Origin of the sequence: Vitiosangium sp. GDMCC 1.1324 (assembly GCF_003044305.1) — a bacterium.
Taxonomy (GTDB): Bacteria; Myxococcota; Myxococcia; order Myxococcales; family Myxococcaceae; genus Archangium.
Window position 1 is genome coordinate 1 of the sequence record NZ_PZOX01000013.1, and the last position, 26,899, is coordinate 26,899.

Annotated in this window: 20 protein-coding genes; 7 read left to right on the top strand and 13 right to left on the bottom strand. The window is 67.3% G+C overall.

The window, feature by feature from the left end:
* Positions 1–1,176 precede the first annotated feature (1,176 nt).
* From DAT35_RS59280 to glnII, 5 genes are all read right to left on the bottom strand, one after another.
* Complete coding sequence (locus tag DAT35_RS59280; RefSeq protein WP_158501980.1) at positions 1,177–1,464, bottom strand: hypothetical protein; 288 nt, start codon at positions 1,462–1,464, stop codon at positions 1,177–1,179.
* Positions 1,465–1,941: 477 nt separating this feature from the next.
* Positions 1,942–5,103: an alpha-amylase family glycosyl hydrolase gene (locus DAT35_RS32135; RefSeq protein ID WP_233261854.1), complete on the bottom strand. Its 3,162-nt coding sequence runs from the start codon at positions 5,101–5,103 to the stop codon at positions 1,942–1,944.
* Positions 5,104–5,276: 173 nt separating this feature from the next.
* The gene (locus DAT35_RS32140) at positions 5,277–5,741 is read right to left on the bottom strand and encodes a DUF2892 domain-containing protein (RefSeq protein ID WP_199243065.1); all 465 of its coding nucleotides are present in this window, start codon (positions 5,739–5,741) and stop codon (positions 5,277–5,279) included.
* 159 nt (positions 5,742–5,900) lie between these two features.
* Positions 5,901–6,083 (bottom strand): CsbD family protein, encoded by a 183-nt coding sequence (locus tag DAT35_RS32145; protein ID WP_108072207.1) that lies wholly within the window; start codon positions 6,081–6,083, stop codon positions 5,901–5,903.
* 295 nt (positions 6,084–6,378) lie between these two features.
* Complete coding sequence (gene glnII / locus DAT35_RS32150) at positions 6,379–7,392, bottom strand: glutamine synthetase GlnII (RefSeq protein ID WP_108072209.1); 1,014 nt, start codon at positions 7,390–7,392, stop codon at positions 6,379–6,381.
* Positions 7,393–7,905: 513 nt separating this feature from the next.
* On the opposite strand from glnII, the gene DAT35_RS32155 reads away from it, so the two are divergent.
* Positions 7,906–9,453: a sigma 54-interacting transcriptional regulator gene (locus DAT35_RS32155; protein WP_108072211.1), complete on the top strand. Its 1,548-nt coding sequence runs from the start codon at positions 7,906–7,908 to the stop codon at positions 9,451–9,453.
* On the opposite strand, the gene DAT35_RS32160 is transcribed toward DAT35_RS32155, so the two are convergent.
* The gene (locus tag DAT35_RS32160; RefSeq protein ID WP_158501981.1) at positions 9,436–10,848 is read right to left on the bottom strand and encodes a DUF1570 domain-containing protein; all 1,413 of its coding nucleotides are present in this window, start codon (positions 10,846–10,848) and stop codon (positions 9,436–9,438) included. The genes DAT35_RS32155 and DAT35_RS32160 overlap by 18 nt on opposite strands.
* A gap of 408 nt (positions 10,849–11,256) precedes the next feature.
* Here DAT35_RS32160 and DAT35_RS32165 point away from each other — a divergent pair, with 408 nt between their 5' ends.
* Together DAT35_RS32165 and DAT35_RS32170 are read left to right on the top strand one after the other, a co-directional pair.
* Positions 11,257–12,399 (top strand): hypothetical protein, encoded by a 1,143-nt coding sequence (locus DAT35_RS32165; RefSeq protein WP_233261855.1) that lies wholly within the window; start codon positions 11,257–11,259, stop codon positions 12,397–12,399.
* A 104-nt stretch (positions 12,400–12,503) separates the two neighbouring features.
* Positions 12,504–13,916: a cytochrome-c peroxidase gene (locus DAT35_RS32170; RefSeq protein ID WP_108072217.1), complete on the top strand. Its 1,413-nt coding sequence runs from the start codon at positions 12,504–12,506 to the stop codon at positions 13,914–13,916.
* 97 nt (positions 13,917–14,013) lie between these two features.
* Here the strand turns inward: DAT35_RS32170 and DAT35_RS32175 are convergent, their stop codons facing one another.
* Positions 14,014–15,234: a serine hydrolase gene (locus DAT35_RS32175; protein ID WP_108072219.1), complete on the bottom strand. Its 1,221-nt coding sequence runs from the start codon at positions 15,232–15,234 to the stop codon at positions 14,014–14,016.
* Positions 15,235–15,308: 74 nt separating this feature from the next.
* On the opposite strand from DAT35_RS32175, the gene DAT35_RS32180 reads away from it, so the two are divergent.
* Positions 15,309–15,977: a TetR/AcrR family transcriptional regulator gene (locus DAT35_RS32180; protein ID WP_108072221.1), complete on the top strand. Its 669-nt coding sequence runs from the start codon at positions 15,309–15,311 to the stop codon at positions 15,975–15,977.
* 38 nt (positions 15,978–16,015) lie between these two features.
* On the opposite strand, the gene DAT35_RS62170 is transcribed toward DAT35_RS32180, so the two are convergent.
* On the bottom strand, positions 16,016–17,989 hold the full coding sequence (locus DAT35_RS62170) for an Ig-like domain-containing protein (RefSeq protein WP_304466074.1): 1,974 nt from the start codon (positions 17,987–17,989) through the stop codon (positions 16,016–16,018).
* Between the two features lie 33 nt (positions 17,990–18,022).
* Positions 18,023–19,852: a thrombospondin type 3 repeat-containing protein gene (locus DAT35_RS32190; protein WP_108072225.1), complete on the bottom strand. Its 1,830-nt coding sequence runs from the start codon at positions 19,850–19,852 to the stop codon at positions 18,023–18,025.
* Between the two features lie 401 nt (positions 19,853–20,253).
* On the opposite strand from DAT35_RS32190, the gene DAT35_RS32195 reads away from it, so the two are divergent.
* Both DAT35_RS32195 and DAT35_RS32200 read left to right on the top strand, forming a co-directional pair.
* Positions 20,254–21,045, top strand: coding sequence for a hypothetical protein (locus DAT35_RS32195; RefSeq protein ID WP_108072227.1), 792 nt, complete (start codon positions 20,254–20,256; stop codon positions 21,043–21,045).
* Positions 21,046–21,221: 176 nt separating this feature from the next.
* Positions 21,222–21,827, top strand: a complete 606-nt coding sequence (locus tag DAT35_RS32200; protein WP_108072229.1) for a ClpP family protease — start codon at positions 21,222–21,224, stop codon at positions 21,825–21,827.
* Positions 21,828–21,874: 47 nt separating this feature from the next.
* On the opposite strand, the gene DAT35_RS32205 is transcribed toward DAT35_RS32200, so the two are convergent.
* Positions 21,875–22,645, bottom strand: a complete 771-nt coding sequence (locus DAT35_RS32205) for a 2OG-Fe(II) oxygenase (RefSeq protein ID WP_233261856.1) — start codon at positions 22,643–22,645, stop codon at positions 21,875–21,877.
* A gap of 48 nt (positions 22,646–22,693) precedes the next feature.
* Positions 22,694–23,488, bottom strand: coding sequence for an SPFH domain-containing protein (locus tag DAT35_RS32210; protein ID WP_158501982.1), 795 nt, complete (start codon positions 23,486–23,488; stop codon positions 22,694–22,696).
* A 94-nt stretch (positions 23,489–23,582) separates the two neighbouring features.
* Here DAT35_RS32210 and DAT35_RS32215 point away from each other — a divergent pair, with 94 nt between their 5' ends.
* The gene (locus tag DAT35_RS32215; RefSeq protein ID WP_158501983.1) at positions 23,583–24,653 is read left to right on the top strand and encodes a hypothetical protein; all 1,071 of its coding nucleotides are present in this window, start codon (positions 23,583–23,585) and stop codon (positions 24,651–24,653) included.
* Between the two features lie 3 nt (positions 24,654–24,656).
* Here DAT35_RS32215 and def read toward each other — a convergent pair whose 3' ends face one another.
* Positions 24,657–25,178, bottom strand: coding sequence for a peptide deformylase (def, locus tag DAT35_RS32220; protein WP_108072236.1), 522 nt, complete (start codon positions 25,176–25,178; stop codon positions 24,657–24,659).
* A 150-nt stretch (positions 25,179–25,328) separates the two neighbouring features.
* Positions 25,329–26,834 carry a bifunctional UDP-sugar hydrolase/5'-nucleotidase gene (locus DAT35_RS32225; protein WP_108072238.1) on the bottom strand — a complete coding sequence of 502 codons (1,506 nt, stop codon included), beginning with the start codon at positions 26,832–26,834 and terminating at the stop codon, positions 25,329–25,331.
* Positions 26,835–26,899 lie beyond the last annotated feature (65 nt).

Sequence of the window (26,899 nt, forward strand, 5' to 3'; positions counted from 1 at the left end):
GACTGCGGTTTCCGCAATCGTCTTCTTCTTGGGCTTGCTATTTGGTTTTCAAAGACCGAGTCGCTTGTTGCTGCCGCGACTTCGTGCTACCGTTTTCTTCACTTCTCGGCTGCACCCCGTTCAACTTCGGGGCCGCCTTCTTTATTTCGAACCGGCTTCCCTGTCAAGCGACCGTTGCCGCTCCGTTTCACCGTTTCGTCCCGATTCGGTTTGCTCGGCGCCGTTGCGCTCTGCTTTCCTTTTCAGGAAGGGCGCGGAACCTACTGCTTTTCCGCATCCGCTGTCAACCCGCTTCGTCGACTCTCTTCTTCCCGCCGTCTCGACTTCGTCGCCTTGGCGACTTCCGCCGTTTCGAGGGGCTGCGGCTTCTACCACCACCGCGTCGGGAGTCAACTTCGCTCGCTGACTTTCTATTTCGTCTTTCCCTGCTTCGTCCGGAGGCCTCCGTCGCCGTTGCGACTTCGCCTTCCCGTCCGAGGGGCGCGGCTTCTACCACCGCTGCGCCTGGAGTCAACCGCCTTCGCCGACTCTCTTTTCCGCCTACCTGGCTTCGTCGCCTTCGCGACTGCTGCCTCGGTGAGGGGCGCGGCTTCTACCACCGCCGCATCGAGAGTCAACTCCGTCCTGCCGACTCCGTATTCCGTCTTTCCTCTCGTCCAGGATCTCCGCCGCCGTTGCGGCTTCGCCGGGTCGAGGGGGCGCGGCTTCTACCATCGCCGCGTTGGGAGTCAACTCCGTGCCGCCGACTCCGTATTTCTTCTTTCAGCACGTCCGGGTGGTCCCACCGCCAGTGCGGCTTCGCCTTTCCGAGCGAGAGCGACGTTGGATCTACCCGCCACTCTTCCCTTCCGCTCGGGGGGCGTGCAGCGCCGTTGCGCCAGCCCGTCGTGCGAAGGGACCGACTACCTAACGCTTTGTTGCGTTTCCGTCAAACCTTCCGTCGTGATGGGTGAGCCCGAGGAACAACTCAGCGTCGGGTTTCATTGGGCATAACCCTCCAGAACGACGCTCCCCTTCCCGCGAGGGCCAATTTCGCCCCGACTCTTCTTCACCGGCCCTTTTGGAACAGGCTGCCCTTCCTCAAGGTGAATTGGAGCGCACTCCGGGTCAGTCCTACAGCGGCGCTCGGACCACGCGAGTCCGCCCGCACCGACCTCAGCACCACACCATGGCTCCCTAGCAACGCCGGCAGGAAGTTCGCTGGCCCGCCAACCCCTCCTTCATCAGGAGCTCCACCGCGGAGATGACCACCTGGTCGAAGTGCCCATCCGCAATGCGGATGCCCTTGAACCAGGGACGGAAGGCCTCCCTTCCACATACGCACGCCCGGTCGTTCGGCATGTGGGGCGAGGGCCCCTCCTCTACCCGGTCGAAGTCCAGGCTTGAACCCCACAATCCAAGAGACCCTCGTACCGTCTCATGACCCGCCATCACCCTCGTCACCCGCACGCGGGTGCTCGCCATGAAGGCGCATCCATTCCAATGCTCAGGATTACCAGGCGCCAGACTCCATCTGGCCTACATGGTCTCCGAGAGCCCTGCTCCCAGTCGGGCAGGCCCACCCGCCCTACCGTCGACTGGAGGCACTCCCACCGGGCATGTGCATCCTTCTGCGTCTCCACCGGGCCCACTCGGAGCTCCTCTCCGTTCCCCAGATGCCCGCAGCACTCGCGTGCCATCGCACACTCTGTCGCCAGCTCAGCCCTCCCCTGTCCCCCTGCGCCACCTCGAAGGGGAATCATTGAGGCCCGATCAGCAGGCGACCCACCTCCTCCTGTTCGGCCAAGAGCTCGACGTGCGCTCAAGGGTGCACGTCGCCGTCTCATGCACTACCCGCTCCCACTCGCGCCCAGTGCAGAACACGCCTCGTCCTCGCCTGGACGTCCTTCCGTGCCCGGCGCCAGTTCCAGGCCCTGGAATCCAGAAGAGCGACCCCGCTCGCTATTCCTTCTTGAAGACCACGTAGCCCGCCGCCGGGATGTTCACCTTCGTATTCCCGCCACTCAGCGTGGCCCCATAATTGCCAAAATTGTTCCCCCCGTACGCCGCCGCATCGCTGTTCATCACTTCCTTCCAGTTCCCCGGCGGCAACGGCAGCGTGTAGCCCTCCAGGTTCTTCCGGTTCAGGCTCCCCACCATCAGGTACTCCTCTCCCCCTGACTTGCGCGTGAAGGCCATCACCGAGTCGTCATCGTGCGTGTACACCCCCCGCACCTCCGCGTCCGCGCGGAAGGCCGGGCTCGACTGACGCAGCGCAATCGCGTCCTGGTAGAACCGGAAGCTCTGCCGGCGTGTGATGTCCAGCATCGCCTCCGTCCTCTGCTCCGCCGGCATCGCCGCCAAGCTCTCGAAGACCTTCCGGTCCTCCGCCGATAGCCCCTGGTACTCCGCGTCCTTCGCTCGCGCCTCCGGCTGCTGCGTGAAGAGCCGCTCGTACGTCGCCTTCCGCGCGTCGTTGAACGTCACCTTGTCCCAGTTCCAATCCTTCCCCAGCGACTCCCAGCTCCAATCGCTGTCCCACGTGGAGGCATTGCCCCAACGAAAGTCGTTCTGCGCTCCGAACTCGTCTCCCTGGAAGAACATCGGTATGCCAGGGCCCGCCATCCCCACTCCCGCCGCAAATCGCGCCGCGCCCCTCGACCACTGGTCCGGGAAGTCCGTGGGCCTGTCCCCCTCCGCCGTGTTCATCGTCCGCTGCCCGTTCCCCACCTCGTCATGGTTCGAGATGATCGACAGCGCGTTCTTCCACCCGTCCAACCCTCGCGGATTCGTCAGCATGGACACGAATGCCCCCATGTCCGTCTTCCACCCGCGCGCCGCCGCCTGGATGAGCCCCGGTTTGCTGTTGTCGTTCACCAGCCGGTGCTGGAACTCCGTGTACCACTGCGCGTCGAACCCCGCCCCCGTTCCGTCCTTCTGCGCCGGCCTCGAGATGCTCGGGTCGTAGTCAAACTGCTCCGCCACCGTCCACACGTCCGGGTTGTAGAAGTGGACCTGCCGGTTGATCTCCCGAAGCATCTCCCAGCCATCCTTTCCTCCCACTCCCTTGATGGGCTCGGTGAAGTCGAAGCGCAGCCCGTCGAAGTGCAGTTCCTCCACCTGCGCCACCGCGTGGTCCACGAAGAGCTGCTTCACCTTCGGGTTCGAATACGCCGGCACCGAGCCCCATGGCGTGTCCCGCTGCTCGAACTTCCCCGGCTCCTTCGACCAGTTGAAGTACGGGTTCTCCGCTCCCCCCACGTTCCACAGCCCGTTGTAGTCCCCGAACACGTGGTTGTAGACCACGTCAGAAATGACGTTCAGCCCCCGGGCATGCGCCTCGTCGATGAACCGCTTCATCGCCTCCGTCCCGCTCACCCACTTCCCGTTCGCGTCCTCGAAGCCGAACGCACTCTCCACCGCCAGGCTGTTCACCCCCAGGTAGCCCCAGTTCCGGTTCCCCTCCACCTCGTTCACCGGCAACAGCTCCAGCGTGTTCACGCCCAGCTTCTTGAAGTAGTCCAGCTTCGCCGTCAGGTCCTCCAACGTCGACCGGTCCGCGTTCTTCGACTCGCCCAGGAAGCTCCCCACGTGCAGCTGGTACACCACCCACTTGCCGTGGTCCTTCTCCCTCGGCGCGCTGTCGTTCTTCCACGTGTAGCTCGACGGGTCCGTGATGACCGAGCCCCGGAACGTCACCCCGCTCCCCTCTGTAAGGACGTCGCTCCACGCGTCGTTGTTCGGTGACTTCCGGCGCTCCGCGTCGCTCAACCTCCCATCCCGGTTCCCGTCATCCCTCAGCCGCAGGTTGCCCTTCGCGTCCTTCTCGTAGACCTGGAACTCGTAGCGCAGCCCCACCAGCTTCTTCGGATCGTTCACCAGCGCCGTCCACGCCCCTCCCTCGTTCGTCATCCGGATGCGACCGTCCGCCTCGACGTTCTTCGACCAGAAGTCGTTGAACTTCCCGTCGTGCAGCTTGTCCACCAGCGTCGTGTCGAAGCTCCCCAGCCTCGCCACCAGCTCGTCCCTGCTCAACTGCCGGCCGCTCGCGTCCTTCAGCACCAGGTACGCACTGTGCGCGTCCTCTTCGTCGTCGATGTCGAAGCGCATCAGCTCGAGGTTGTCCGGTGCATACCGGTTCACCTCCTTGCCCGTCTTCGCGTCCACGTTCATCCGCGACAGGCCCCGCTGCTCGCCCATCATCACCCGCGCGTACGGATCCGGCCTCTCACTCGTCGCTCCCGCCGAGTCCACCACCTCGTAGACGTACGACTTGCCCACCAGGTCCTTCCACGCCCCCTTCGCCCTCGCGGACCAGTTGCCCTCGTCGTCTCGAGCCATCGCGAAGCGCTGCACCCGCCCCTCCGCGTCCGTCACCTTCACCTGCACGCTCTTCGCGTTCGGCGCCCAGAACTTGAACGTCGCGTCCGCTCCCGACTTCCTCGCCCCCATCTCGTGGTACGTCGTCGGCGCGTACGTCGCCGTGGGCTTCTTCACGTCCAGCTTCAGGTTGCCCTCCCCCATCACCGCCCACTTCCCCTTGCCCGACGGGCCATCCGCCAGCACTCCCCACTCCCAGTCGTGCGGCTGGCCATCGTCCAGCACGTCCACCGTCGCCGCCCACTTGCCGTCCCCCAGGGGCTTCATCGCAACGGTGCGCTCGTCCCACTGCGCGCTGTAGCGGCCCGTGGCGTCCCAGCTTCCCTTCAGTTGCAGGTTCGTGAGCTTGCTGTGCGGCCCCGCGTCGTAGACCAGCGTGATGGAGCGCTTCACCGGATTGTCCGCGGTGAGCGTGCTCGCACCCACCGCTACCGCCGCACTCGTGCCGAGCACGTTGCGCGCGGCCGCGCCTCCCATTGGCTCGAACGTGGAGTCCGGGCCTCGTGCGGAGGCCTGGCGCGCCGCTGCCTCGAAGGCCGAGTCCTTGCCTCGTGCGGAGGCCACCCGGGTCTTCGTCTCGAAGGCATCCCGTGCCTCGGGCGCCCCCGCCGCCGGCTTCTGCCCCGCCTTCTCCACTCCAGCGGTCGCGCTCTCCTTGCGGACATCGCGGCTGCTCGCGGCGGCTTCACTCTTCGGGCCCGGCACCGCGCCCTTCGGCGGCTGGTTGATCCTGGAAGAACTCACGCTCGTCTCCTCTGGCGCAGATTCGAAGTCGGGGACCTCGATTATCCGCCCATCGCGAGTCCGAGTTTCCTTCCACCCGATGTGACGCGCCGCATGGCACGACCGCTCCAACACTCCTGGTGCGAGCCATCGTTCACAACTCGTCAGCAGTCACGCTCCGAGGGTCTCTCGCCTCACCCCCAGCCCGGCCCCTCCGAGCTCGCCGAGTGCCCCACCTCTGTGCCCCGGAAGTCTCCCCGCTGCACCCGCAGCGCGAACTCCTCCGCGTCGATCTCCTCGCGCGTGCGCCACTTCATCCGGCGCAACACCGCCACCGGAAAACACCACCCCGATACCGCGTGTTGCAGCAGGAAGCCCGCCACCACCCCTGGCAACACCAGCCACTTCCGGCTCACCCGCACGCCCAGCGCCAGCCCCACCAGTGACACCACCGCCGCGCTCATCTCCAACGCGCGCTCGAGGTCCCACTCGCGGTCCAGGTCCTCCAACCGCCGCTCCACCTCGTCCTGGGGACGGCTCGCGTAGTAGGCGATGCGCTCGCGCATCTCCCGCAGGATTTCCTCGTTGGCCTTCTCCGGTCCGTGGCGGCGCACCCGGTCGTACCGGGGCTCGAGGAGCTGCTCCAACCTGGCATCCATGCCGAACCTCCCTGGGACGTACTCTCCCCGCCGGAAGGTGATGCCTCGGACACGCAGCGCCAAGGCGGCTCCGCTCCCCGGTGGCTTGCGCGCTCGAATGACAGACGGGCCACGAGGATTCGCTCCCCGCGGCCCGTGGTCCACTTTCTCCTGCAACGGCTACCGACGCTCCTTCACCTCTTCATCCGCGTCCTTGATGACCCGCTTCACGTCTTCAATCTTCTCCTTCACCTCGCCCTTGAGGGTGTCCTTCTTCCCCTCGGCCTCCAGCTCGCGGTCACCCGAGGCCACGCCCACCGTCTCCTTCACCTTGCCCTTCAGCTTGTCCGTCCACTCACCCATGGCACTCCTCCTTGGTGTCCATTCATCGACACGGAGAAGCTAGGTACCGGGGGGAGCCACAAGCACCCATCGAACGCTCGTCCGCACGCGTGCCCGGCAAACGGAGGACCAGCGAGCGGAACGGGCTCGACGCGCCGCACACATGCGCTCCGGCCAGCGCGAGCAGCCCCCTGAATCCGCCAAGCCCGCTCCACTCCTACCTCAAAAAAACGCGAGGCCCGGCGGACGGGAGGCCCGACACCTCCCGCCCACCAGGCCTACGCCTCCTTACCCCAAGGAGTTCTCTACGACGGTCTCAGCCGCAGACCGTCTCAAGCATGATGCGGCACACCTCGTATGGATCGCAGTTGGCCGCAGGACGGCGGTCCTCGAAGTAGCCGTGGCCGTCGTTCGCCGTCCCCAGCGGGATGCGGATGGACGAGCCGCGATCGCTGATGCCCCAGCGGAATACGTTGATCGGCGCCGTCTCGTGCAGACCCGTCAGGCGCTCCGTGTTGTGCGCGCCGTACACCTGGATGTGTGCATCGTGGCGCCCGCGCAGCTTCTCGCACGCCGCCTCGATGACCTTGATGCCACCCGGCGAGCGCATGGCCTTGGTGCTGAAGTTGGTGTGGCAGCCCGTGCCGTTCCAGTCACCCTTCACCGGCTTGGGGTGCAGCGTGGCGCTGATGCCGTACTCCTCGCCCATCCGGTACAGCAGCCAGCGCGCCAGCCACAGTTCGTCCGCCATCTCCAGCGGCGGGAGGGGACCAATCTGGAACTCCCACTGCGCGGGCATCACCTCGGCGTTCGTGCCGCACAGCTTGATGCCCGCGCGCAGACACGCCTCGGCGTGCGACTCCACCAGTTTGCGGCCGAAGACCTCGTCGCTGCCCACGCCACAGTAGTAGCCACCCTGCGGCGCCGGGAAACCCTTGTCCGGCCAGCCCAGCGGACGGTTCCCCTCGAAGAGCGTGTACTCCTGCTCCATGCCGAACCACGCCTCTTCCGAGGTCACCTTCTCCGCCACCGCGCGCAGCGGGGCGCGCGTGTTGCTCCAGTGCGCGCTGCCGTCCGGGTTCATCACCTCGCACAGCACCAGGATGTCCTTCGTCCCCGGCCGCAGCGGGTTCGCGATGAAACGCGCCGGCCTGAGCAGCAGATCGCTCTTCTTGCCCTCGGCCTGGTAAGTGCTCGAGCCGTCAAAGCTCCAGTCCGGCAGCTCGGAGGTGCTCCGGACTTCCCCATCCAGTACCTTCATCTTCGAGCGCAGCTTCGCGGTCGGCCGCTGCCCGTCGATCCAGATGTACTCCGCCATCACCTTGCTCATTCACTTCCTCCAAAGGAGCCCGTCGCCGGGCCGGTCTCTGCCGCGGCCCTTGTCAGGGCCTGACCCCTAGACTCTTCTGCAGATGCAATGCCAACGGGCCAAACGGCGGGGGGAGCGACGGAAACCCTCGAAATCGCTCGGGACGGGGCCTCGCGGGCCACCTGAATGGGGCCTCAGGTGGCCCGACAATTTTGTAGGATGGGCCCGAGATTCCTACAAAATCGTATGAAACCGCTCTCAGAATCGCGCGGGCGACAGTGACTCCAGGGACTCGGGGCCCTCGGCCGTGATTCCAGGGACTCGGGGCCCGACCCCCAGCCCTCTGGATGACCAGAATCCAACGGAGCCCCCCGATTCCGGGGCAGGCTCCTGGACGCTTCTCCGCCCGTCTGCTCCCAAAGTTCGAGACAGCCCCTCATACAATTTCGTAGGACTTCAGCCAGGAAGCGACAAAACTGTAGGAATCGCCCCGGGGCCCCTTCGGGGGCTCCCGCATCGTAGGAGCACCGTCACATGGCGAAGCGGTTGGACGAACAAACGGGCAAGCACGCGGCCCTGGCCAGCCTCCTCGAGGTCAGCCAGGCCCTGGCCGGCGCCCAAGACTTGAGGGCCGCCCTCCACCGCGTGCTGGAGCGGCTCGAGCGCTACCACGGCGTCGTCCGCGGCGCCGTCACCCTCCTGGACTCCAACTCCGGAGACCTCTACATCGAGGCCTCCATCGGGTTGAACGCCGAGGGCCGCAAGGCCCGCTACAAGATTGGCGAGGGCATCACCGGCCGCGTCGTCCAGAGCGGCAAGCCCATCGTCGTCCCGGAGATCAGCCGCGAGCCCCTCTTCCTCCACCGCGCCTACCTCGGCCGGCGCAGCGGCAGCCAGGAGCTCTCCTTCATCTGCGTCCCCATCCTCCTGCACCGCAAGCCCGTGGGCTCGCTCGGCGTGGACTTGCTCTACTTCAAGGACCGCGACTACGCGGAGGAGTCCCGCCTCTTCGGCGTCGTCGGTTCCATGATTGGCCAGGCGCTCTCCGCCCACCGGCTCCTGGAGGACGAGCGCAAGAAGCTCCTCGAGGAGAACACCACCCTGCGCCAGGAGCTGCGCGAGCGCTACGACTTCTCCAACATCATCGGCACCTCCGGCCCCATGCGGCAGGTGTACGAGCAGATCCACCAGGTGGCCCGCACCTCCACCACCGTCCTCATCCGCGGCGAGTCCGGCACCGGCAAGGAGCTCATCGCCAACGCCATCCACTACAACTCCACCCGCGCCAAGAAGCCCTTCGTCAAGGTCAACTGCGCCGCCCTCCCGGAGACCCTCATCGAGTCCGAGCTCTTCGGCTACGAGAAGGGCGCCTTCACCGGTGCCCAGGCACGCAAGCGCGGCCGCTTCGAGCTCGCCGAGGGCGGCACCCTCTTCCTGGATGAGATTGGCGAAATCAACCCCGCCACCCAGGTGAAGCTCCTGCGCGTCCTCCAGGAGCGTGAGTTCGAGCGCGTCGGCGGCACCGAGACGCTCAAGGCCAACGTGCGCCTCATCGCCGCCACCAACAAGGACCTCGAGACCGCCATCTCCGAGAAGGCCTTCCGCGAGGACCTCTACTACCGCCTCAACGTCTTCACCCTCTTCATCCCGCCCCTGCGCGAGCGCAAGAGCGACCTGTTGCTGCTCGCCGACCACTTCGTCGCCAAGTACTCGCGCGAGCACGGCAAGAACATCAAGCGCATCTCCACCCCCGCCATCGACATGCTCGTGAGCTACCACTGGCCCGGCAACGTCCGCGAGCTGGAGAACATCATCGAGCGCTCCGTGCTCGTCTGCGACGGCAACGCCATCCACGGCCATCACCTGCCGCCCACGCTCCAGACCGCCGAGGCCTCGGAGACCGTCACGAACCACTCGCTCGTCGACGCCGTCCAGCGGTTCGAGAAGGACATGATTGTCGATGCCTTGAAGACCACCCGCGGCAACCGCGCCAAGGCCGCCCGGCTGCTGCTCACCACCGAGCGCATCGTCAATTACAAGGTCACCAAGTACGAGATTGATTGCTCACGGTTCCGCGGGTAGCCGTCCTCCTCCGGCCCCGCGTGCCGCCCCCGCCCGGCACCGCTCCTGGTAGAGCGTCAGCCGGCGCTCATACTCCGCACGCAGCTCCCGGGGCGCTCCCTGCCCCAACAGGTCCAGCGCCCGCGCCTGCATCACCTCGCTGTCCGGACAGCGGCCGAGCTGGTCGAGCACGGACGCGCAGGTGTCGAGCACCACCGGATTCCCAGGCGAGAGCCGGACCGCGTGCTGTGCCGCCTCGAGCGCCTTCTCCAGGGGACCCGCCCGTGCGTAGAAGCGCGCCAGCGTGCCCAACACCTCCGCCTCGTCGGGGGCAAGCTGCTCGGCGCGCTGGAAGGCATGGCGCTGATCCTCCTCGGACGCTCCCGTCTCCGCGAGCGCCCTCCCCAGCAGCGCCCACGCCTGGCCACTCTCCGGGTGTGCCCACGCCAGCTTGAGCGCCAGGTCGAGCCGCTGGGCGGGTTCCGGAACCAGGCGCGCCTTGAGCACGAGGGCCTCGGCATTCGCCGGGTCCTCATGCAGCGCCCGGTCCACCTCACGCGCGGCGGCGGCGACCCGCTCCCCCACCGGAGACTGGCCCGGAATCTCCAGGTGGAGCTGTCCTCGCAAGGCGAAGACCTCAGCACAACCCATGTCACGCACGGTGGGCTCCTCCGTGGATAACGGCGGTAGCGCAACGGCCCGGGTGCTGAGCTGCGGGCGCCGGAGGTAGTTCTGAAATGGATTGCGCAGGTCTTCCACTCCCTGGAAGGCAGCCTCCCACGCCCGACGGGGATCCTCCGCTCGAGCCAGACGGGCCTGGAAGTCCGCGAAGCGCTCCGGATGCTCGTTGAGCAGGTAGTGCACCCACGCCCAGGCGGACGCCCGGTAGAGCCTGGCTTCGCGCCGGTGGAGTGACTGCTCGTCCCACGCCCAGAGCGACTCCAGGTCCGGGACGCGCCCCCCGGCATCGCGCAGGTACACGAGCGTGTCCTTGTATGCCATTCCGAAGAGGACCTCACCGGACGCCTCCTGCACGTCGGCCATTTCCAGATACTCAGCCAATCCCTCGGCAAGCCACCTCGGCTGGCGCAACAGGATGTAGTGGCTGAGCAGGTGCGCCAGCTCGTGTCTCAGGATGGGAAGAGGATCCTCAAACTCTTCCTTTTTCATAAAATACGGAACGGCGGATGCGCCTGACAGCACGAGCTGCGGACCGCGCTCGGTGAACTGGGTGAAGTGCGGCTCCGCCCTTCCTCCGGAGAACTCGTCCAGGGTGGAGCTCGCTCTCACGAGGAGCACCTCCGTCTCGCCGGGTGGGTCAACCGTGTCGTTCCAGTAGCGCCGCAGGATGCGCCGCTGCGCTTCCAGTTCCCTCACGAGCCGCTTCGACTCTTCCAATTCGAGATGGGAGCGCACCCGGAAGTGGGCGCTCCTCAACTCGTGCCAGGAATCTCCCCCCTGACGGGTGCACAGGATGCGAGGGAGACGTGCCGCACAGCCTGACGCGAGCACCCACACCACCAGCAGGACCGTGCATCGTTCCAATGGCATCGCTGCAACCGTGACACAGCAGGCCCGCCCTGGCTTTCACACACAGCGCCATTCCCTAGCCCGCGAGCACTTCCAGACACACCTCCAAAAAATATTTGCGCTTTGAAGCGCATCCGCCGCGCCTTCCCCTGAAATGTGTTGACCAACACACACTTTCCGTGAGATCTACTTTTCCACGGTAGGCAGAAAGATACCGTTTTATCGAAGAATGGAAATACACCTATGACATTTCAACGGGTCGATGTTTCTTCTTTCCGTGGGTGGCGGTGGGGTGTGGTTCTCCTGACGGCCATGGTGGGGTGCGCTCAAGAGCCGGAGGCTCCGGCCCCCGCCCCCGAACAGGAGTCCATTCGCGCCCTCGAGCAGCGCTCCCTGCAGCTGACACCGCCCGCCGGGTGCACGGAGATCTCCCTGGGCGAGCTGAAAAATGGCATCGAGCTGTCGCCCGTTCAGTACTCGTCCCAGCCGCTGTATCGCGGAGAGTTCGCGAGCTTCGGTGACCCCGCGTTCGTGGACACCGCGTACATCCGGTTGGACGTGAACACCGCCCCGGGGCTCCACGACCTGGCCAACGGCGGCACCAACCTGTTCAACTGCGAGCAGTGCGTCTATGGCTACCAGGATGTCAAGGGCCCGACGCAGAAGACCTTCGTCGCCGAGTCGGGCTCGCTCCTGCTCGCGCTCAAGCTCTCCCCTCAGCAGACCGCCGGTGCGCTCGCCAACGTGACCCTGCGCGAGTCGGTCTCCGCTCCGCCCCTCAACGCCCCGTACAAGGGCACCGCTCCGGTGGCGGGCGGTGAGTGCCGGTGGATCCGCTTCGCCACGTGGGACACCATCCGCTCCGGCGGCTGCGATCCCCGCGAAGGCTCGCTGACCTCGAACCTGCCCGGCCACACCTGCGTCGCCGAGGACGCCGCCGCCACCGACGGCACGCTCGAGAAGTCGCTCGGCACCAAGACTCAGGGAGAGGCGTGCACGAAGACTCCGGCGTCCGCGGATCAGCTCGCTTCGACGGACTGCGCCCAGGGCTACGCGTGTACCAACGCCTACACCGATGAGCGGCAGTGTCTCGCCACGTGCGACTTCATGGCCGCTGACCCGGGTTGCCCCACCGGCACCGTGTGCGGCGTCTATGGTCTGTGCATCCAGCAGTCCGTCATGGAGCCCATCGGCTACGCCTTCGACCCCGCGCACATCGGCGAGCCCTGCACCGAAACCTGGGCCGAGTTCTGCGGCGTCGAAGGTGCTCGCGGCGTCTGCGTCGCCCTGAACGGCGCGAGCCATGGCACCTGCTACCGCTATGCGCGCGCTCGCTCGGAGTGCGGTGCCGGCGAGGAGCTCGGCTACGTCTCCTACCCGCTCGCCGACGGCGGTCGCGACAACACCTACGGGTGGTGCTACCCCGACGGCCTGTGAGTCGTCCGCCTCCTGCCCGCGCGCGACATGGCTCGGGCAGGTGAGGTGACACTCCCGTCCGCCTCCGGTGTTCCCTGGTGAGCAATCACCCCGGAGGCGGACGTATGCGTCGCGATCGATTCCTCGCATGCCTGATCAGTGCCATCGCACTCGGTGGGCTCGCGGGATTTTCCAACAGGGACACCGAGGTAGAAGCATCCCTGTCCGAGGCCCCTGAAGCTCGAGGCGGCAAGAAGCTCTTCCAGCAGGCCTTTCCGAACACCAATGGGCGGTCCTGCGCCACCTGCCACGTCCTCGACGAGCACACCATCCTGTCGCCTGGGAACGTCGAAGCCCGGCTGGCCCGTGACCCGGGGGATCCGCTCTTCAACCGCATCGACGCGGACAACCCCGCCGCTCCAACCCCCACGTACGAGCACCTCAAGAAGGGACTCGTCCGTGTCGTCCTGCCGCTTCCCGGCAACATGGACGTCATCGACGCCTCGGGCAACGTCATCACCCCCCCGGACCGGAAGATCTCCGTCTGGCGTGGCGTGCCGAGCATCGAGGACACGGCCTTCACCGGGCCCTATCAGTACGATGGCCGCGCCGCCAACCTGCCCGCGCAGGCCCAGGCCGCGATCAGCAGCCACAGCGAGGGAGGCACGGTCAGGCCCGCGGAGCTCCAGCGGATCGCGGAGTTCGAGCGCAGCGTGTTCTCGTCGGTTCGCTCGCGGTTCGTCTCGGAGTTGCTCGAGCGCGGCGTTCCCCTCGAGAACATCCCGGATCCCGAGGCCTTCCTGCAGCTCAATGCCCAGGAGCAGCGCGGCCGCGACCTCTACCTGGCCGCCTGCGCCGCCTGCCACGGGGGCCCCACCACGAACCAGATCACGAATCGCGCCGTCCACGACGCGCTGTTCTTCGCCCTCACCCCAGAGGGCAACGTCCAATACACCGTGGCTCCGGGCTCGGCCCCCGTCCCCGTGCGGGTGCCGCGTCCGAACGACGAGTTCCTGAACATCGGGTTCTCGTTCCTCTCCTACCTGGGACAGCGCGGGCAATTCCCCACCTTCAATGCCTCCGTCGAGCTGCCTCGCTATCGCTTCCGCTTCTACACGGACGGCACGCGCCAGCACCCCGTCACCGAGCTGCCCCCCATCCCCGTCACCGCCAGCGGCGACCCCTTCGACCTCACCCCCGCGGTGGACGCGCGTGGAGCCCCCATCGTCGGGCCCAACGCGGCCCCTCAGTGGTTCTCGACCGATCCCGGACGCGCCCTCATCACCGGAGACCCGGCCGACTTCGAGGCTTTCGACGTTCCGCCCCTTCGAGGCATCGCTCGGACGGCCCCGTACTTCCATGACAACAGCCACGCGACCCTGCAGGACGTCGTCAACAGCTACAGCCAGTTCGTCCTGCCCTTCCTCCCGGACCTGAACCTGCCGCCCGTCAACCCACCCGAGTTCCCCGGCGGCGCTCCCGAGGCCCTCAGCCCCACCCAGAAGCAGGATCTGATCGCCTTCCTGAACCGGCTCTGAGCTCCGAGCCTCCACGTCTGAAACGCTCGGCCGCGAGCGGCGCACCTGGAGGCGCTACTCGCGGCCGTGAAGCGGTGACCGGGCTCTTTCCTCCGTCTCAGTTGCCGGTGCCGTAGAGGGCGTCACGCACGGAGATGGTGAAGGCGCCCGCCATGCCCTCGAACGCCGTGTTCGTGAGCGCCACGACCGTCAGGCCACGCGTCGGATCCACGAACCAGTTGTGGCCGTACGCTCCGCCCCACTGGTACGTCCCCGCCGACTGCGGGCTGTGCGCCTTCGCCGGGTCGACGAGCACCGCCCCCACGAAGCCGAAGCCCCAGCCCGGCCCCTGCGTCTCGGCCTCCGGCCCCACCTGGGCCGTGCTCAGTTGCTCGACGGTGGACGCCGTCAACACCGGCGTGCCCCCCTTGCGCAGCGTCTCCAGGAACTTCACGTAGTCCCCCGCCGTTCCCACCATGCCCGCCCCTCCGGACGGGAAGGCGCGCGGGTTCAAGGCCCGGCCCGGGGCGAAGTGCACCCCTCCGCCATTGAAGACCGCGACATGCTCCTTGCCCATGCGCACCGGCTCCGGCTTCCCGTCCGAGTAGGGCGTCGCGAGCCGCTTCACGTCCTTCACGCTGAAGCCCGTGTCCGGCAGGCCCAGCGGTCCGGTGACGAGCCGCTCGACCACCCGCGGCAACGGCGCCCCTCCGGCTTTCGCCACGACCGCGCCCAGGACATCCGTCGCCACCGAGTAGCCCCAGCGCTTCCCGGGCTCGTACGACAGCGGCACCGAGGCGATCCGGCGCAGGTTCTCATCCAGCGTTATCCCGGACTCGTCCAGGCCATCCGAGACCCCGGCCTTGTGATACGGCCCCTGCTCGGACTCCGCGAAGCCATACGTCAGGCCCGCTGTATGTGTCAGCAGATGGCGCACCGTGATGACGGGCTCGCTGCCGTCCGCCAGCTTCGGCTTGAAGGCCGGAATCCACTTCGCGACCGGATCCTCCAGCTTCAGCTTGTGCTGGTCCACCAGCGCCAGCGCCGCCACGGACACGATTGGCTTGCTCATGGACGCCAGGCGGAACAGCTCGTTCTCCTTCATGGGCCGACCCGCCTCGCGATCGGCCAGGCCAGCGGCCCGCTGGTAGATGACCTTGCCGTCCTTGGCGACGACGACCACGGTTCCGACGATGCGCTTCTCCGCGATCGCCCGGTCGATGACCCCGTCCAGACGCGCCGCGATGGCGCGCTCCTCGGAGACGTTGGCGCTGGCGGGACTGGCGGGAGCTTGGGCGAGGCTGGCGGCGACCATGGTGGCGGCGATGACAGAATACATGGGGTGGCACTCCTGTTTATCTAGTGACCGCTATATAAATAAAGAGCCCGCCACCCATTTCAATAGTGATCGCTATGAAAAATGACCCCACCCCAGAAAAGCGCCCGCGCGGACGCCCCCGTGCCTTCGACAGCACGCGGGCACTCGACCAGGCCCTGGAGGTGTTCTGGAGGCTGGGGTACGAGGGCGCGTCGATCGCCGACCTCACCGAGGCCATGGGAATCACCGCGCCCAGCCTCTATGCCGCCTTTGGCTCCAAGGCCGAGCTCTACCGCCAGGCCCTGGAGCGCTACCGGGCCAGCCAGGGCGCCTCCACCCCCCGCGCGCTCACCGAGGAGCCCACCGCCCGCGCCTCCGTGGAGAGACTCCTGCGCGAGGCCGCCAGGAACTTCTCCAGCCGGGAGCACCCGCGCGGATGCATGATCTCGACGGCGGTGCTGAGGTGCGCGGAAGAGAACCAGCCGGTCGCCGAGCATGTCGCCACACTGAGAGCAGGTGCGCTGGCGGCGCTCCAGGCCCGCATCGAGCAAGGCCTCGCCGCGGGGGAGCTGCCGGCCGGGACGGACTCGAAGGCGCTGGCTCGATATTGCGGCGCCATCATCCAGGGCATGTCGGTGCAGGCGCTGGATGGTGCGAGTGAGGCCGAGCTCCTCGGCGTCGTGGATATCGCGATGCTGGCCTGGGACAAGGTGGCCCAGAAGTCATCGTCGCCACGAAAAAAGCCGGGCCCCGCTTCCCAGTGAAGGGAGGGGGCCCGGCCTGAATCACGGTGTGCGCGTCCCTATGCGCGGCGCCGACGGAGGGCCAACGCGGTGAACGCACCCAGGCCCATCAGGACCCACGAGGAGTCCCGCCCCGTGGCCGAGCAGCCGCTGCCCAGGAGCGCGAGGTCCGCACTGGTGACACGGAAGGTCTGAGTGGCCGGAGTGTCATCCACGTTGCCCGCGGCGTCACGGGCTCGCACTTCCACGGTGTGCGGACCCTCGGCCAGGTTGGGGAAGGTGGTGGTCCGCGAACACGGGGTGAAGTCGACGGCGCCATCCAGGCGGCACTCGAAGGTCACGCCCTCCTCCGTCGAGCCGAACTCGAACGTCGCGTTCGGCTCCCGCGTGCGGCCGGACGGGCCGGAGACGATGGAGGTGTCTGGTACCGAGGTGTCCACCGTGAAGTTATTGAGCGTGCTCCTGGCGCTCCGCACCTCCTCCACCTCCGCGACAGCCTGCACCGTGTGGGGACCGTCGGACAGGTCCGAGGACGGGACGAGGGAGTAGTTGCCGCTGGCGTCGGCCGTCGTCCGGCCGACCTCGCTCCCATCGAGGAAGATGATGACCTCAGCACCGGCCAGCGCCGTGCCCGTGATGGGAGGACGGCGGTTGTTGGTGACACTGCCATTGGCCGGAGTCACCACCGTGGGCACCGACGGAATGATGAAGCCGCCCGGCAGCACGGTGGGGGCAACAGCGCCGCCCGCCTGAGCTCCGTAGGCAGCGTCCGAGGCGTCCTGCTGCACGCCGGACGCGGCGCCCGTGGCAATGATGGTGCAAGTGCCTCCCGCCGCCTGAAACAGCACCCGCCCACCGCCGCCGCCACCGCCCGGACCCACTCGGATGGCGTTCACGTTGCCACCAATGCCACCCGTGGCGGAGACCGAAGAACAATCGGCCGTCTTGACGAAGCGCAGGTAGACGGAGCCGCCCGCACCACCGCCACTGCCTCCATCCGAGGAGGAAGCACCACCCAGGCTACCCGAGGCAGTGATGAGTCCCGCCCCCGAGAGTTGGTTGGCCCGGATGAAGATGGCGCCGCCTCCCCTGCCGCCCGCCACGCCCGAGCTGTCAGAGCCATGACCAGCACCGCCGCCGCCGCCAAACGTGAGGTGGTTCAGCACCGAGTAGGTGAGCGGCGCGCCCCCCAACCCGCCAACGTCCCGGGAACCATCCGTAACAGATGCGCGCCCTCCCTGACCGCCCGCTCCGCCATTGCCACCTCCGCCACCACCCGATTTGAAGCAGACACCGCCGCCCGCCCCATTGGCGACGTTGCCACGCCCGGTCTCCGAGGTTCCGTAGCGCGAATTGACGATGCCCTCGCCCTTCTGAGCTCCCGCTGAGGCCGGCTCATCCGCTCCCGCGCAGAAAAGCGCCCCAGAGGTGTCATTGACGTACTGGCCTCCACGAAACCCGAGGCCACTGGTGGTGATCTGCCCACTGTTGCTCACGATGCCATTGGCCAGGAACGCGACGATGCCGCCCGTGCTCCCGTTCCAGGCGGGAGCCGTGATGCTCCGGCCGGCAGCGAGGGTGACGTTGGTGTACTCGGGCACCCGGATGACCTGCGTCACATTCGCCGTGTATGCGTGGACGAGCGGCGCCGTCAGCTCCAGTGCCGGCGCCGTCGTCACCGCGGCCAGCCGCGCGAACTCCCACCGTCCCACCGGGTCAGTGGAGAGATCGACAGCGGTCTGATCTCCCGAGGTGGTCGGTGCGAGACCCGTCGTCTGGTACACCAGCACCAGATCTCCGGCCGTGAAGCACGTGGGATCTCCGACACACGCACCAATGGGAATGGGAATGGAGGTAGCCCCTATCACCAGCGATGCCGTCACCGGGGCATAGCTGTTGATGACGGTGCCACTCCCCGCCACCGTGAGCGGCCCGTTGTGCCCATCACCCACCCCGAACGAATCGGGCTCGGCCAGGGCCGCCGTCGCACCTAGAGCCAGCACGCACAGCGCGGCCGAAAGCCACTTCCTCATGAATGAAGTTCTCATGACCTTTGATTCCTTCGGCTACTGCCCGCTGTCGGGGGTGAGGATGGTGAACGCCACGCGGCGGTTGGCCGCACGGCCCTTGGCGGTCTTGTTGGACGCGATGGGCCGATCCGGCCCGTAGCCCTTCGCATCCAGGCGCGTCTCCTCCACGCCCTTCTTCACGAGGTAGTCCTTCACCGACTGCGCCCGCGCCAGCGACAGCTTCCGGTTGGCGTCCGCGTTGCCGATGTTGTCGGAGTGGCCCTCGATGACGACCTTGTCGATCTCCGGGTGCTGCCGGATGACCTTGGCGATCTGGTCCAGCATCTTGAAGGAGCGCGGCTGGATGATGGCCTTGCCGTAAGCGAAGAACACCGACTGCTTGATCTCCAGCTGGCCCTTCTGGATGGCCACGAGCTGCTCCTGCTGCGGCGGGCAGCCCTGGTTGCTGGCCACGCCCTTCTCCGTGGGGCAGTTGTCCAGGTGGTCCGGCACGCCGTCGCCGTCCGTGTCCTTCGCCGGGCAGCCACGCAGCTCCACCAGACCCGCCTGCGTCGGACAGGCATCACGATCGTCCACGACGCCGTCCCCATCCGTGTCCTTCACCGGGCAGCCCTGACGCGAGGCCGGGCCCGCCTCCTTGGGGCACTTGTCCTGGGCGTCCTCGATGCCATCTCCATCCGTGTCCTTCACCCGGCAGCCATTGTTCTCGGCCGGGCCCGGCTCGTTGGGACACTTGTCCACGGAGTCCGCGAGGCCATCCCCGTCCGAGTCCTTCACCGGGCAGCCATGGCTGCTGGCCGGACCCGGCTCGTTGGGGCACCTGTCCGCGGAGTCCACGACGCCGTCCCCATCCGTGTCCTTCACCGGGCAGCCCTTGTTCCTGGCCGGACCCGCTTCGTTGGGGCACGCGTCCTCACCATTCTTCACCCCATCGCCATCGTCGTCCCGCTCCGAAACAGGCAGGGGCTCGGGACTCCCGAAGGACACGCCGAGCAGCACGCGGAAGGACGGCGTGCCCGGCGTATCACCGAAGCCCGGCCCTCCCAGCGCGTAGACCTCCACCGTCTTCCCCACCGGCAGCCGGAGGCCGGCCAACAGCTCCAGGGACTTCGGCTGGGCGGTGAGCGGAATGGTGCCTCGCACGTTGAGCTCCCCGCGCAATCCCCTGCCCGTGGTGGCGAGCACCGCGCCCAGGCGCACCTCGTTGCCCACCTCGTCCTGGATGTTCTCGTCCGCGATGAGCGCCACCTTGGGCCGCACCAGCATGCCCGCCTCCACACCCGCGCGCAGCAGCCCGAAGCGCCGGCCCACCATCACCTTCGGCGAGAACCGGAAGGTGCTGTCCCTCGCGAGCGCGTCCTCGCTCCCCACGGGAATCCCCACGCCCAGTTCCACGGCCAGGTCCACCGGGGCCTCTCGCCACTGCGAGGCCAGTCCCACGCGCACGTGCGCCGAGGGCGTGCCCAGTCCCGTCCCCGCCGGAGCCCCGAGCCCCTGCGCGCTCAGGTCGTCCCCTCGCTGCCAGACCACCAGCGGCACCTGGAGGCCCAACTCCAGCCACCTCAGCGGCGCCCAGGCCATCAGCAGGTGCGCCGTCACCCGGTCTCCCACCAGCGCTCCCACCCGATTCCCATCCGCGTACAGCACGAGGGGATCCTTCTCATAGTGACCCAGCAGGGAGAGGCGGAACCCTCCCGCGGGCAGCAACTCGCCCGTGCCCATCACCAGTGAACCCTTACCGTCAGGGTTCAACTCCAAACGCTCCAGCTCGAACCCCGGCACGCCCTCGGGTTGGGCGAGCGCGGCCGAGGCGAACAACAAGGTGGCAATGGCGGATAGACGCAGGCTCGGCTGCGTGTGGCTCATGAGCTCTCCGTGTGGAGCAATGGGAGGAGTCCCACTGTATCCCGGGGGCAGTGCATCCTTGCCGGGAAGGCGGTGTTTGCGTGTTCCGCTCATCAATCCCAGGAGCCCTCAAGTTCGACAAGACAATCTGCTCTCATCGAATTCGTGCGCCCGAGGAGGACGTCCCGTTCAGGAGGAGATGTCTCAAGGAGCGAGCACCTGGCATGTGCGAGTGACACGCGGCCCCTGCGCTGTCTCCATACCAACGGGGGGCTCATCCCGTGGGGGCTCGTTACGGCCCCGAGCCCTCTCCCTATCTCTCAGAGTGCAGAAGAGGAGGAGCGGCCCATGTGCGGCCCTCGCCCCGGAGTCCTCGAGTGAGAGGAAGTGCTGGGGGCACTCCGTACGGCAAGGAGCCCACAATGAAACGATTCAAGGCGTTGATGTCTCTCTTCGTGGTGGCAATGACCGGGTGCTACTCCACCTACGATCCCTACTACTACGACTACGCGTATTACGACCCATACTATTACGGCTACGACGCATATTATGCCTACAGCTGGGTCGACCCTTACGGCGTCTACTACTACTCCGCCCCGACCCCGATGCAGAACACCATCGATCTGAACGCGGCCGCGACGGCGATCGCCAACCGGGCCGACGCCTACTACACCCCTGCCGGGTGTGCGGTGGCGACGGCCTCGGGTCCCACGGTGAATTACACCTTCAACAACTGCGAAGGCGCCTTCGGGCTGACGTCGGTCTCCGGGGCCGTGAAGCTCGAGCTCTCGGAGAGCAACGGCCAGCTGGTCCTCACCGGCACCTCCACGGACCTGACCGCGGGTGGACACCCCTTTGTCCTCGACCTGAAGGCGACCGCCACACGCTCGGGCACCCAGCGGGCGGTGACGATGACGTCGCACAGCCACGCGACGGATCAGGTCGACTCCCGCGACGCGCAGATCACCATGACCTGGGAGCAGGGGAGCGGGTGCGTGACCATGAATGGCCAGAGCGGTAGCACCCGCGGTGACAAGACCGTCACCTCGACCATCACCAACTACCAGCGCTGCCAGAACCAGTGCCCCTCCGCGGGCAAGGTGACGGTGGACGGCAAGGACGGCGCCTTCACTACCGAGTTCAACGGCACCTCGACCGTCAAGGTGACCGGCCCCAACGGGGACACGAAGACCTACGATTTCCAGTGCCAGTGACCGGCAGCCCGACTCAGCGCGGCATGTGACACGACGGGCCCGGAGACCTCTCCGGGCCCGTTGGTCCAGGAGCTGACACTGCAAGCGGCCAGGCTTCACGCCCCCACCCGACGAATCCTTTGCGCGGGCCCGGGGCCACGCTCTATACGGTTCGACGAACGAGAGGACGTCAGCCCATGAGCGAGAAGAAGCCCGACACCGCCGTCACCCAGCCGTTCACCCCCATCGACCAGCATCTGTTCGAGGCTCGCACCGTCTTCGTCAGCGGAGAGGTCAACTCCGAGCTCTCCATGAAGGTGAACCGCCAGCTGCTCGCGCTCGAGCGCGCCAATCCGACCGCGCCCATCATCCTCTGGGTGGACTCGCCGGGCGGAGAGGTCTACTCCGGCTTCGGCATCTACGACACCGCGCAGTTCATCCAGCCTCGCATCATCACCGTCGTGGCGGGGCTCGCGGCGAGCATGGGCTCGGTCATCGCGCTGGCCGCCGAGAAGCAGGACCGCGTCGCGCTCCCCAACGCCAAGCTCCTCATCCACCAGCCGCTCGTGGGCGGCGCCATCCGGGGCTCGGCCTCCGAGCTGGAGATCCACGCCAAGGACATCATCGAGCTCAAGAGCAAGATGCACCGGCTCTACGCGGAGCGCACGGGGCTCCCCGTCGAGCGGTTCGTCGACCTCATGGAGCGCGATCGCTGGATCGCCCCGAAGGAAGCCGTCGAGCTCGGGCTCATCTCGAAGGTCATCTCCAGCCGCAAGGACCTCGAGGCGATCATCAACCGCTGAGTGACGGCGAGGCGCTCGGACCCCTCTCTGTCCGAGCGCCCCGGCACTCAGAGCGCGTCGTGGAAGATGATGCCGAGGGTGTGGCGCCGCCCCGACCGCAGACGGCTGACGCCATGACGCAGGGTCACCCGGTACGCCCGGCGGGTTCCCTGGACCGGCCGGTGGTGGACCGCGAAGATGACCGCGGAGCCCCGGGTCAGCGGCACGACCTCGACGCGCGACTGCATCCTCGGACGCTGTTCGGTCAGCACGAACTCGCCACCCGTGAAGTCGCGTCCCGGCTCGGACAGCAGGATGGCCACCTGGAGAGGAAAGACCTGCTCGCCATAGAGGTCCTGGTGCAGGCAGTTGTAGTCGCCTTCTCCGTATCGCAGCAGCAGTGGCGTCGGGCGCAGTTGTCCGGCTGCGTGACACCGCTCGACAAACGTGGCGTGGTCCTCGGGGAACCGGGTCTCGCTCCCGAGTACCGTGTTCCACCGGTTGGCGATTCCCACGAGCGGCGCGTAGAACGCGCTCCGCAGCTCGGCGACAGGGTCCGGCAGGGGATAGGCGAAATACTTGTACTCGCCCCGCCCGAAGCCGTGGCGGCTCATGACCACCCGACTCCGGAACAGCTCCTCCGATTCGTAGGCCGCCGCCAGGGCCGCGCACTCCGGTGCCGAGAGCAGGCCGTCGAGACGCGCACAGCCCAGGGTGTCGAGCTCCTGGCCGATGCGCTCCCAATCCAGCATCCCCACCCGCTCGGTGATGGAAGGTCGTGACGTCATGCCCGCGAGGTAACCCGGCTGGAGCGCGGGGGCGACCCGGTTCTTGCGCACACTCTCGCCAGGGCGTGGTCCAGGGAAGCAGCTACCGGACCTTCGGAATCAGTTGCTCCGCGTCCGAGACGCCAGCGCCCGCTCGACCTCCAGCGCCAGTTCCTCCTCCTGGCGTGGGTCCCTCTCCTTGCGCAACGCCTCCCCCTCGCCCCAGGGCAGGTCGTCCCGCTCGCGCAGCTCCACCCATTGCTGGTGCTGCCCGTTCGTCTCGACAGCCAGCCGCGTGGCCCGCTCCGTCAGCTTCAGGATTCCCTGCGCATCCAGCACGTTCGTGGGATCCAACTGGTCCAACGGCGTCTGCTCCAGTCGGCCCAGGGACACCCGATCCAGGGTGAAGCCCAGCAGGTCGCTCCCCACCTCCACCATCACGTGGTCAATGAAGAGGCTCCGATCCGCCACCAGCTCATCGAAGTTGAACGTGCTCGCCGAGCTCACCAGCGCGCAGGAGAACCGCTCCTCCAGCAGCGCCTGCACCTCCTCCGGCCGGTTCGCCCTCGCACACCCCACCTCCCGCGCCACCCGCAGCACATTCGCCGCCACCCGCTCCACCTTCACCAGGAACGTGGCCCTCACGTCCACGCGGATTCCATCCCGGCACGACAACCCCTGTCGCCCCCGCCGCTCCACCACCACCTTGCGCACCGACAGGTCCAACACCTCCGCCCGGTGCAGCATCGGCAGCACCAGCGCGCTCCCGAAGCTCACCCGCGTGTTCGCCGCGCCCAGCTCGATGACCAGCGCCTCCCCCGAACCCACCCGGCGGTAGCACGTCAGCAGCACCCCGGCACACGCCATACAGGCACCAGCCACACCAGCAATCGCAAGCAGGATGGAGGTCTCCACGGGCACCGGCTCCTGAAAGGGGCTCGACACTCCACCACGCCCCCTGCCCCGCGCGCCAGGGTGCACACCCCCGCGTTGGTGTAGCCTGTTCACCATGCGTCCTATCGACATCTGCTCCGCGGTTCTGGTCACCACTGGCAACCGTGCCTTGCGTGAACCCTCGAAGGTCCGATGGGAATCTGTCGAGGAGCTCCTGGGCCTCAGCCTCCGCTCCAGGAGCTCCTTCGACGCACGTGTGACGATGGTGGACGCGGGCGGCGAGCGCATGTCTTTCGAGGAGTGGTTGGAGAACCGTCCCGCGCCCTCGGCGCGCCTGTGGGTGTCCCCCTTCCCCGACGGAGGCTCCACCGATCCCAGCCTCGAGGAGCTCTCCGACGAGGTGCGCGAGGCCGTCGACAACGGGGGACTCGGGTTCCTCCTGTACTCGGACGGCGAGCGCGCCGAGCGGTTCGTCCCCCGCGAAGTGCAGCCCCGCCTCTACGACATCTCCGGCCCCCAGCTGTACGCGTTCGTGAAGGGCCGCAAGAACGCCGCCGCCCTCATCCGCGTGCTCGCGCGTGAGCTGGAGCTCAAGACCGAGGACGTCGAGGGCTACCTCGGCACCTGCTCGCCCGACGAGATGCAGGACATCCTCCAGCGCTTCCTGTCCGCCAGCGCCGAGGTGCAGTACTCCTCCTCCGGCGAGGACGGGCCCGACTTCGACGAGGTGGAGAGCTGGAATGCCTTCTTCGCCCCCGCCCCCGGCTCCTCCAGCGTGTCCTTCGAGCTGCTCTACGCTGGGGCCGGCTCCGAGGATGACCTGGAGCGCGAGCTCGAGGCCGCCCGCGCCTCGCTCGCCAGCACCCTCGAGGCCGTGCAGGAGTTCGCCCACAAGCAGGGACTGCGCACCTGGAGCAAGCACTTCCGCCGCGCCCTGATCCGCCTGTCGCTCGAGCCCCAGCCGCTCGAGGACCTGCCCGAGCTGCTCCTGCTCAACGGACTGCCCACCCCCGCCATCCAGCTCGCCCTGTGCGCCGATGCCTCCGATGTGTTCGGCGGCATGGGCTCGTGGAACGACATGGCCTTCGAGGGCGCGGCCAGCGACGCCTACAACCAACTGTCGGATCGGCTCTTCAACTCGGTGAAGACGGCCCTGCGCGCCAGCCTCAACCGCTCGGCGCGCTGAGCGCTACTTCTCGTCCTTCTCGTCCTTGTGGCGCTTCATCGCCTTCTGGAGCTTCTTCATCTTCTCCAGGATGAGGCCCCGCTTCAGGCCCGACAGGTAGTCCACGAAGACGTGCCCGTCCAGGTGGTCGATCTCATGCTGGAGCACGTGCGCCAGACGGCCCTCCGCCTCCAGCTCGTGCCACTCGCCCGCCCGGTCCTGGTACTTCACCTTCACCTTGTGGAAGCGCGGCGTCTTCTCGAACTGGTCCGGCACCGACAGGCAGCCCTCCTCGAGCGTCACCGGCCCCGACTTCTCCACCACCTGGGGGTTGATGATCTCGAAGAACGTCCCGTCCTCGCGCCCCACCCACGAGCAGCGCAGCGACACGCCCACCTGGTTGGCCGCGATGCCAATCCCATCCGCCTCCTTCATCGATTCGGACATCTCCTCGAGCAGCTTCGTGAGGGGGTCTCCGAAGTCCGTCACCGGCTTCGTCGGCGTGCTGAGGACCTTGTTCGGCCAGATGACGATGTCGCGAGCCATACGGTGTCTCTTCTCCCTGCGCCTCCGCGCGTGAAGCGCCGTTGTACACCGTGCCCGCGCCATGGCCACAGCCCCGAGTGTGACCCGCCTGTCACCACCTCGACGCCCAGGGCACCGGCAGGGGGGAGTCTCTGCTACACCCGGAAGGAGTCAGTGCGAGGCGGTGTCTCGGGGAGGTGCTTCCGTGGCGCCTGTTCTCAACGCGGCCTTCAGGAGTTCGTGCACGTCCAACTCCGTGCGCCTCACGTTGCGAGCCTTCGACAGCGCCTCCTTGTACCCCGCCGCCACGAACGCCTGGAAGTCCGTGGTCGCCACCCGGTACGTCGTCTCTGGCTTCACCGGCTCGTAGCCCGCCCGGGGGTCGTTCGGGTCCTTCAACACCTGGAGCCCTTCCACCCGCCCGTCCCTCACCTCGTACCGGACTCCGCTCCGCTGGCTGTAGCCGTCCGTTCCCGCCTTCGACTCGCTCAGCGCCACCCAGTCCGCCAGCTGCGCTCCCGTCAGCTCCGCCGTCACCACGACGTTCCGGTAGGGAATCGCTCCGTAGAAGTCCTCCACCGTCACGTTGCCCGCGGGCAGTCCCGCCCGGAAGCCCGCCGACGTCGCGAAGAAGGCGTGCGCACCCGCCGCCCGACGTAGCACTTCCGTCGCCCAGATGCCCACCTCCGACTCGCCCGTCGAGAGGCCCTCGTCCCGCAGCGGCTTCGTCAGACGGCCCAGCACCTCGAAGCGCTCCGGCCTCTTCGCCACCAGCGCCCGCTGCAGCTCCCCTACCTTCGCCGCCGTCTCCGCGTCCTCCCGCTTCGACCCGTCCAGCTTCACCAGGCCCCCCTCCACCCGCTCCAATGTCCTCCCCCGGAAGTGCAGCCGCACCTCCGAGAGGTACGCGAGGTATTGGTACGGAGAGAGGTAGTACGTCCGTGTACCTGGAATGACTCGCAGCTCGCCCCGGTAGTGCGAGTGCGAGCCCATGATGACGTCGATGCCCGGCACCTCTCGCGCCAGCGCCTCGTCGTCCTCGCGTAGCTGGTGGCCGATCAGCACCACCGCGTCCACGTGTTCTTCGTTCCGCAGCGCGCCGACCATCGCTCGTGCCGCCTCCTTCGCATCCGTCCACCGAGTCCCCGCCGGCAGGTTCTCCGCCTTCACCAGCCGCTGCATGTCCGGCCCCGCCAACGCGAAGAATCCCAGACGCACGCCGCCCACCTCTCGCACCAGGTACGGCCGGCCCTCCACCTGGAAGTACGGCGCTCCGTCCGCTCGCACCAGGTTCGCGCACAGCAGCGGGTACTGGATGCCCGCCCTGCACCGCTCGAACGTCTCCGCCCCGTAGTCCAGGTCGTGGTTGCCCAGGGCCATCACGTCCAGCAACTCGTTGAACCACGGCCACTCCACGCACCCGTACTCGTCACTCCACGTGGGCACGCCCTTGTTCAACGTGTCTCCGCCCGACACCACCAGCGTGTCCGGGTGCGTCTTCGCCTCCCGGAGAAAGGCCAGCGCCCTCGCCACTCCGCCCTGTCCGGGCTCTCCCTCCGAATAGAAGGGCACCGCATGCGAGTGGTAGTCCGTCATCCCCACCAGCGTCACCGTGCGCGTCGTCTGGCAGGCCGGAAGGAACAGGAGGCTCGTGAGGAGGGCGAGGGACTTGTTCATGGTGTGGGGGCTCGTGCTCGCATCCCATCACACCGAGGGCCTCACGACGTCAAGCCAGGCCCCAC

Excerpts from the sequence above, each read along its gene's own strand:
- DAT35_RS59280 (WP_158501980.1), bottom strand. The coding sequence starts at position 1,464 with ATGGCGAGCACCCGCGTGCGGGTGACGAGGGTGATGGCGGGTCATGAG.
- DAT35_RS62170 (WP_304466074.1), bottom strand. The coding sequence starts at position 17,989 with ATGAGGAAGTGGCTTTCGGCCGCGCTGTGCGTGCTGGCTCTAGGTGCG.
- DAT35_RS32200 (WP_108072229.1), top strand. The coding sequence starts at position 21,222 with ATGAGCGAGAAGAAGCCCGACACCGCCGTCACCCAGCCGTTCACCCCC.
- DAT35_RS32175 (WP_108072219.1), bottom strand. The coding sequence starts at position 15,234 with ATGTATTCTGTCATCGCCGCCACCATGGTCGCCGCCAGCCTCGCCCAA.
- glnII (WP_108072209.1), bottom strand. The coding sequence starts at position 7,392 with ATGAGCAAGGTGATGGCGGAGTACATCTGGATCGACGGGCAGCGGCCG.
- DAT35_RS32145 (WP_108072207.1), bottom strand. The coding sequence starts at position 6,083 with ATGGGTGAGTGGACGGACAAGCTGAAGGGCAAGGTGAAGGAGACGGTG.
- DAT35_RS32140 (WP_199243065.1), bottom strand. The coding sequence starts at position 5,741 with ATGGATGCCAGGTTGGAGCAGCTCCTCGAGCCCCGGTACGACCGGGTG.
- def (WP_108072236.1), bottom strand. The coding sequence starts at position 25,178 with ATGGCTCGCGACATCGTCATCTGGCCGAACAAGGTCCTCAGCACGCCG.
- DAT35_RS32195 (WP_108072227.1), top strand. The coding sequence starts at position 20,254 with ATGAAACGATTCAAGGCGTTGATGTCTCTCTTCGTGGTGGCAATGACC.
- DAT35_RS32215 (WP_158501983.1), top strand. The coding sequence starts at position 23,583 with ATGCGTCCTATCGACATCTGCTCCGCGGTTCTGGTCACCACTGGCAAC.
- DAT35_RS32225 (WP_108072238.1), bottom strand. The coding sequence starts at position 26,834 with ATGAACAAGTCCCTCGCCCTCCTCACGAGCCTCCTGTTCCTTCCGGCC.
- DAT35_RS32155 (WP_108072211.1), top strand. The coding sequence starts at position 7,906 with ATGGCGAAGCGGTTGGACGAACAAACGGGCAAGCACGCGGCCCTGGCC.
- DAT35_RS32190 (WP_108072225.1), bottom strand. The coding sequence starts at position 19,852 with ATGAGCCACACGCAGCCGAGCCTGCGTCTATCCGCCATTGCCACCTTG.
- DAT35_RS32170 (WP_108072217.1), top strand. The coding sequence starts at position 12,504 with ATGCGTCGCGATCGATTCCTCGCATGCCTGATCAGTGCCATCGCACTC.
- DAT35_RS32180 (WP_108072221.1), top strand. The coding sequence starts at position 15,309 with ATGAAAAATGACCCCACCCCAGAAAAGCGCCCGCGCGGACGCCCCCGT.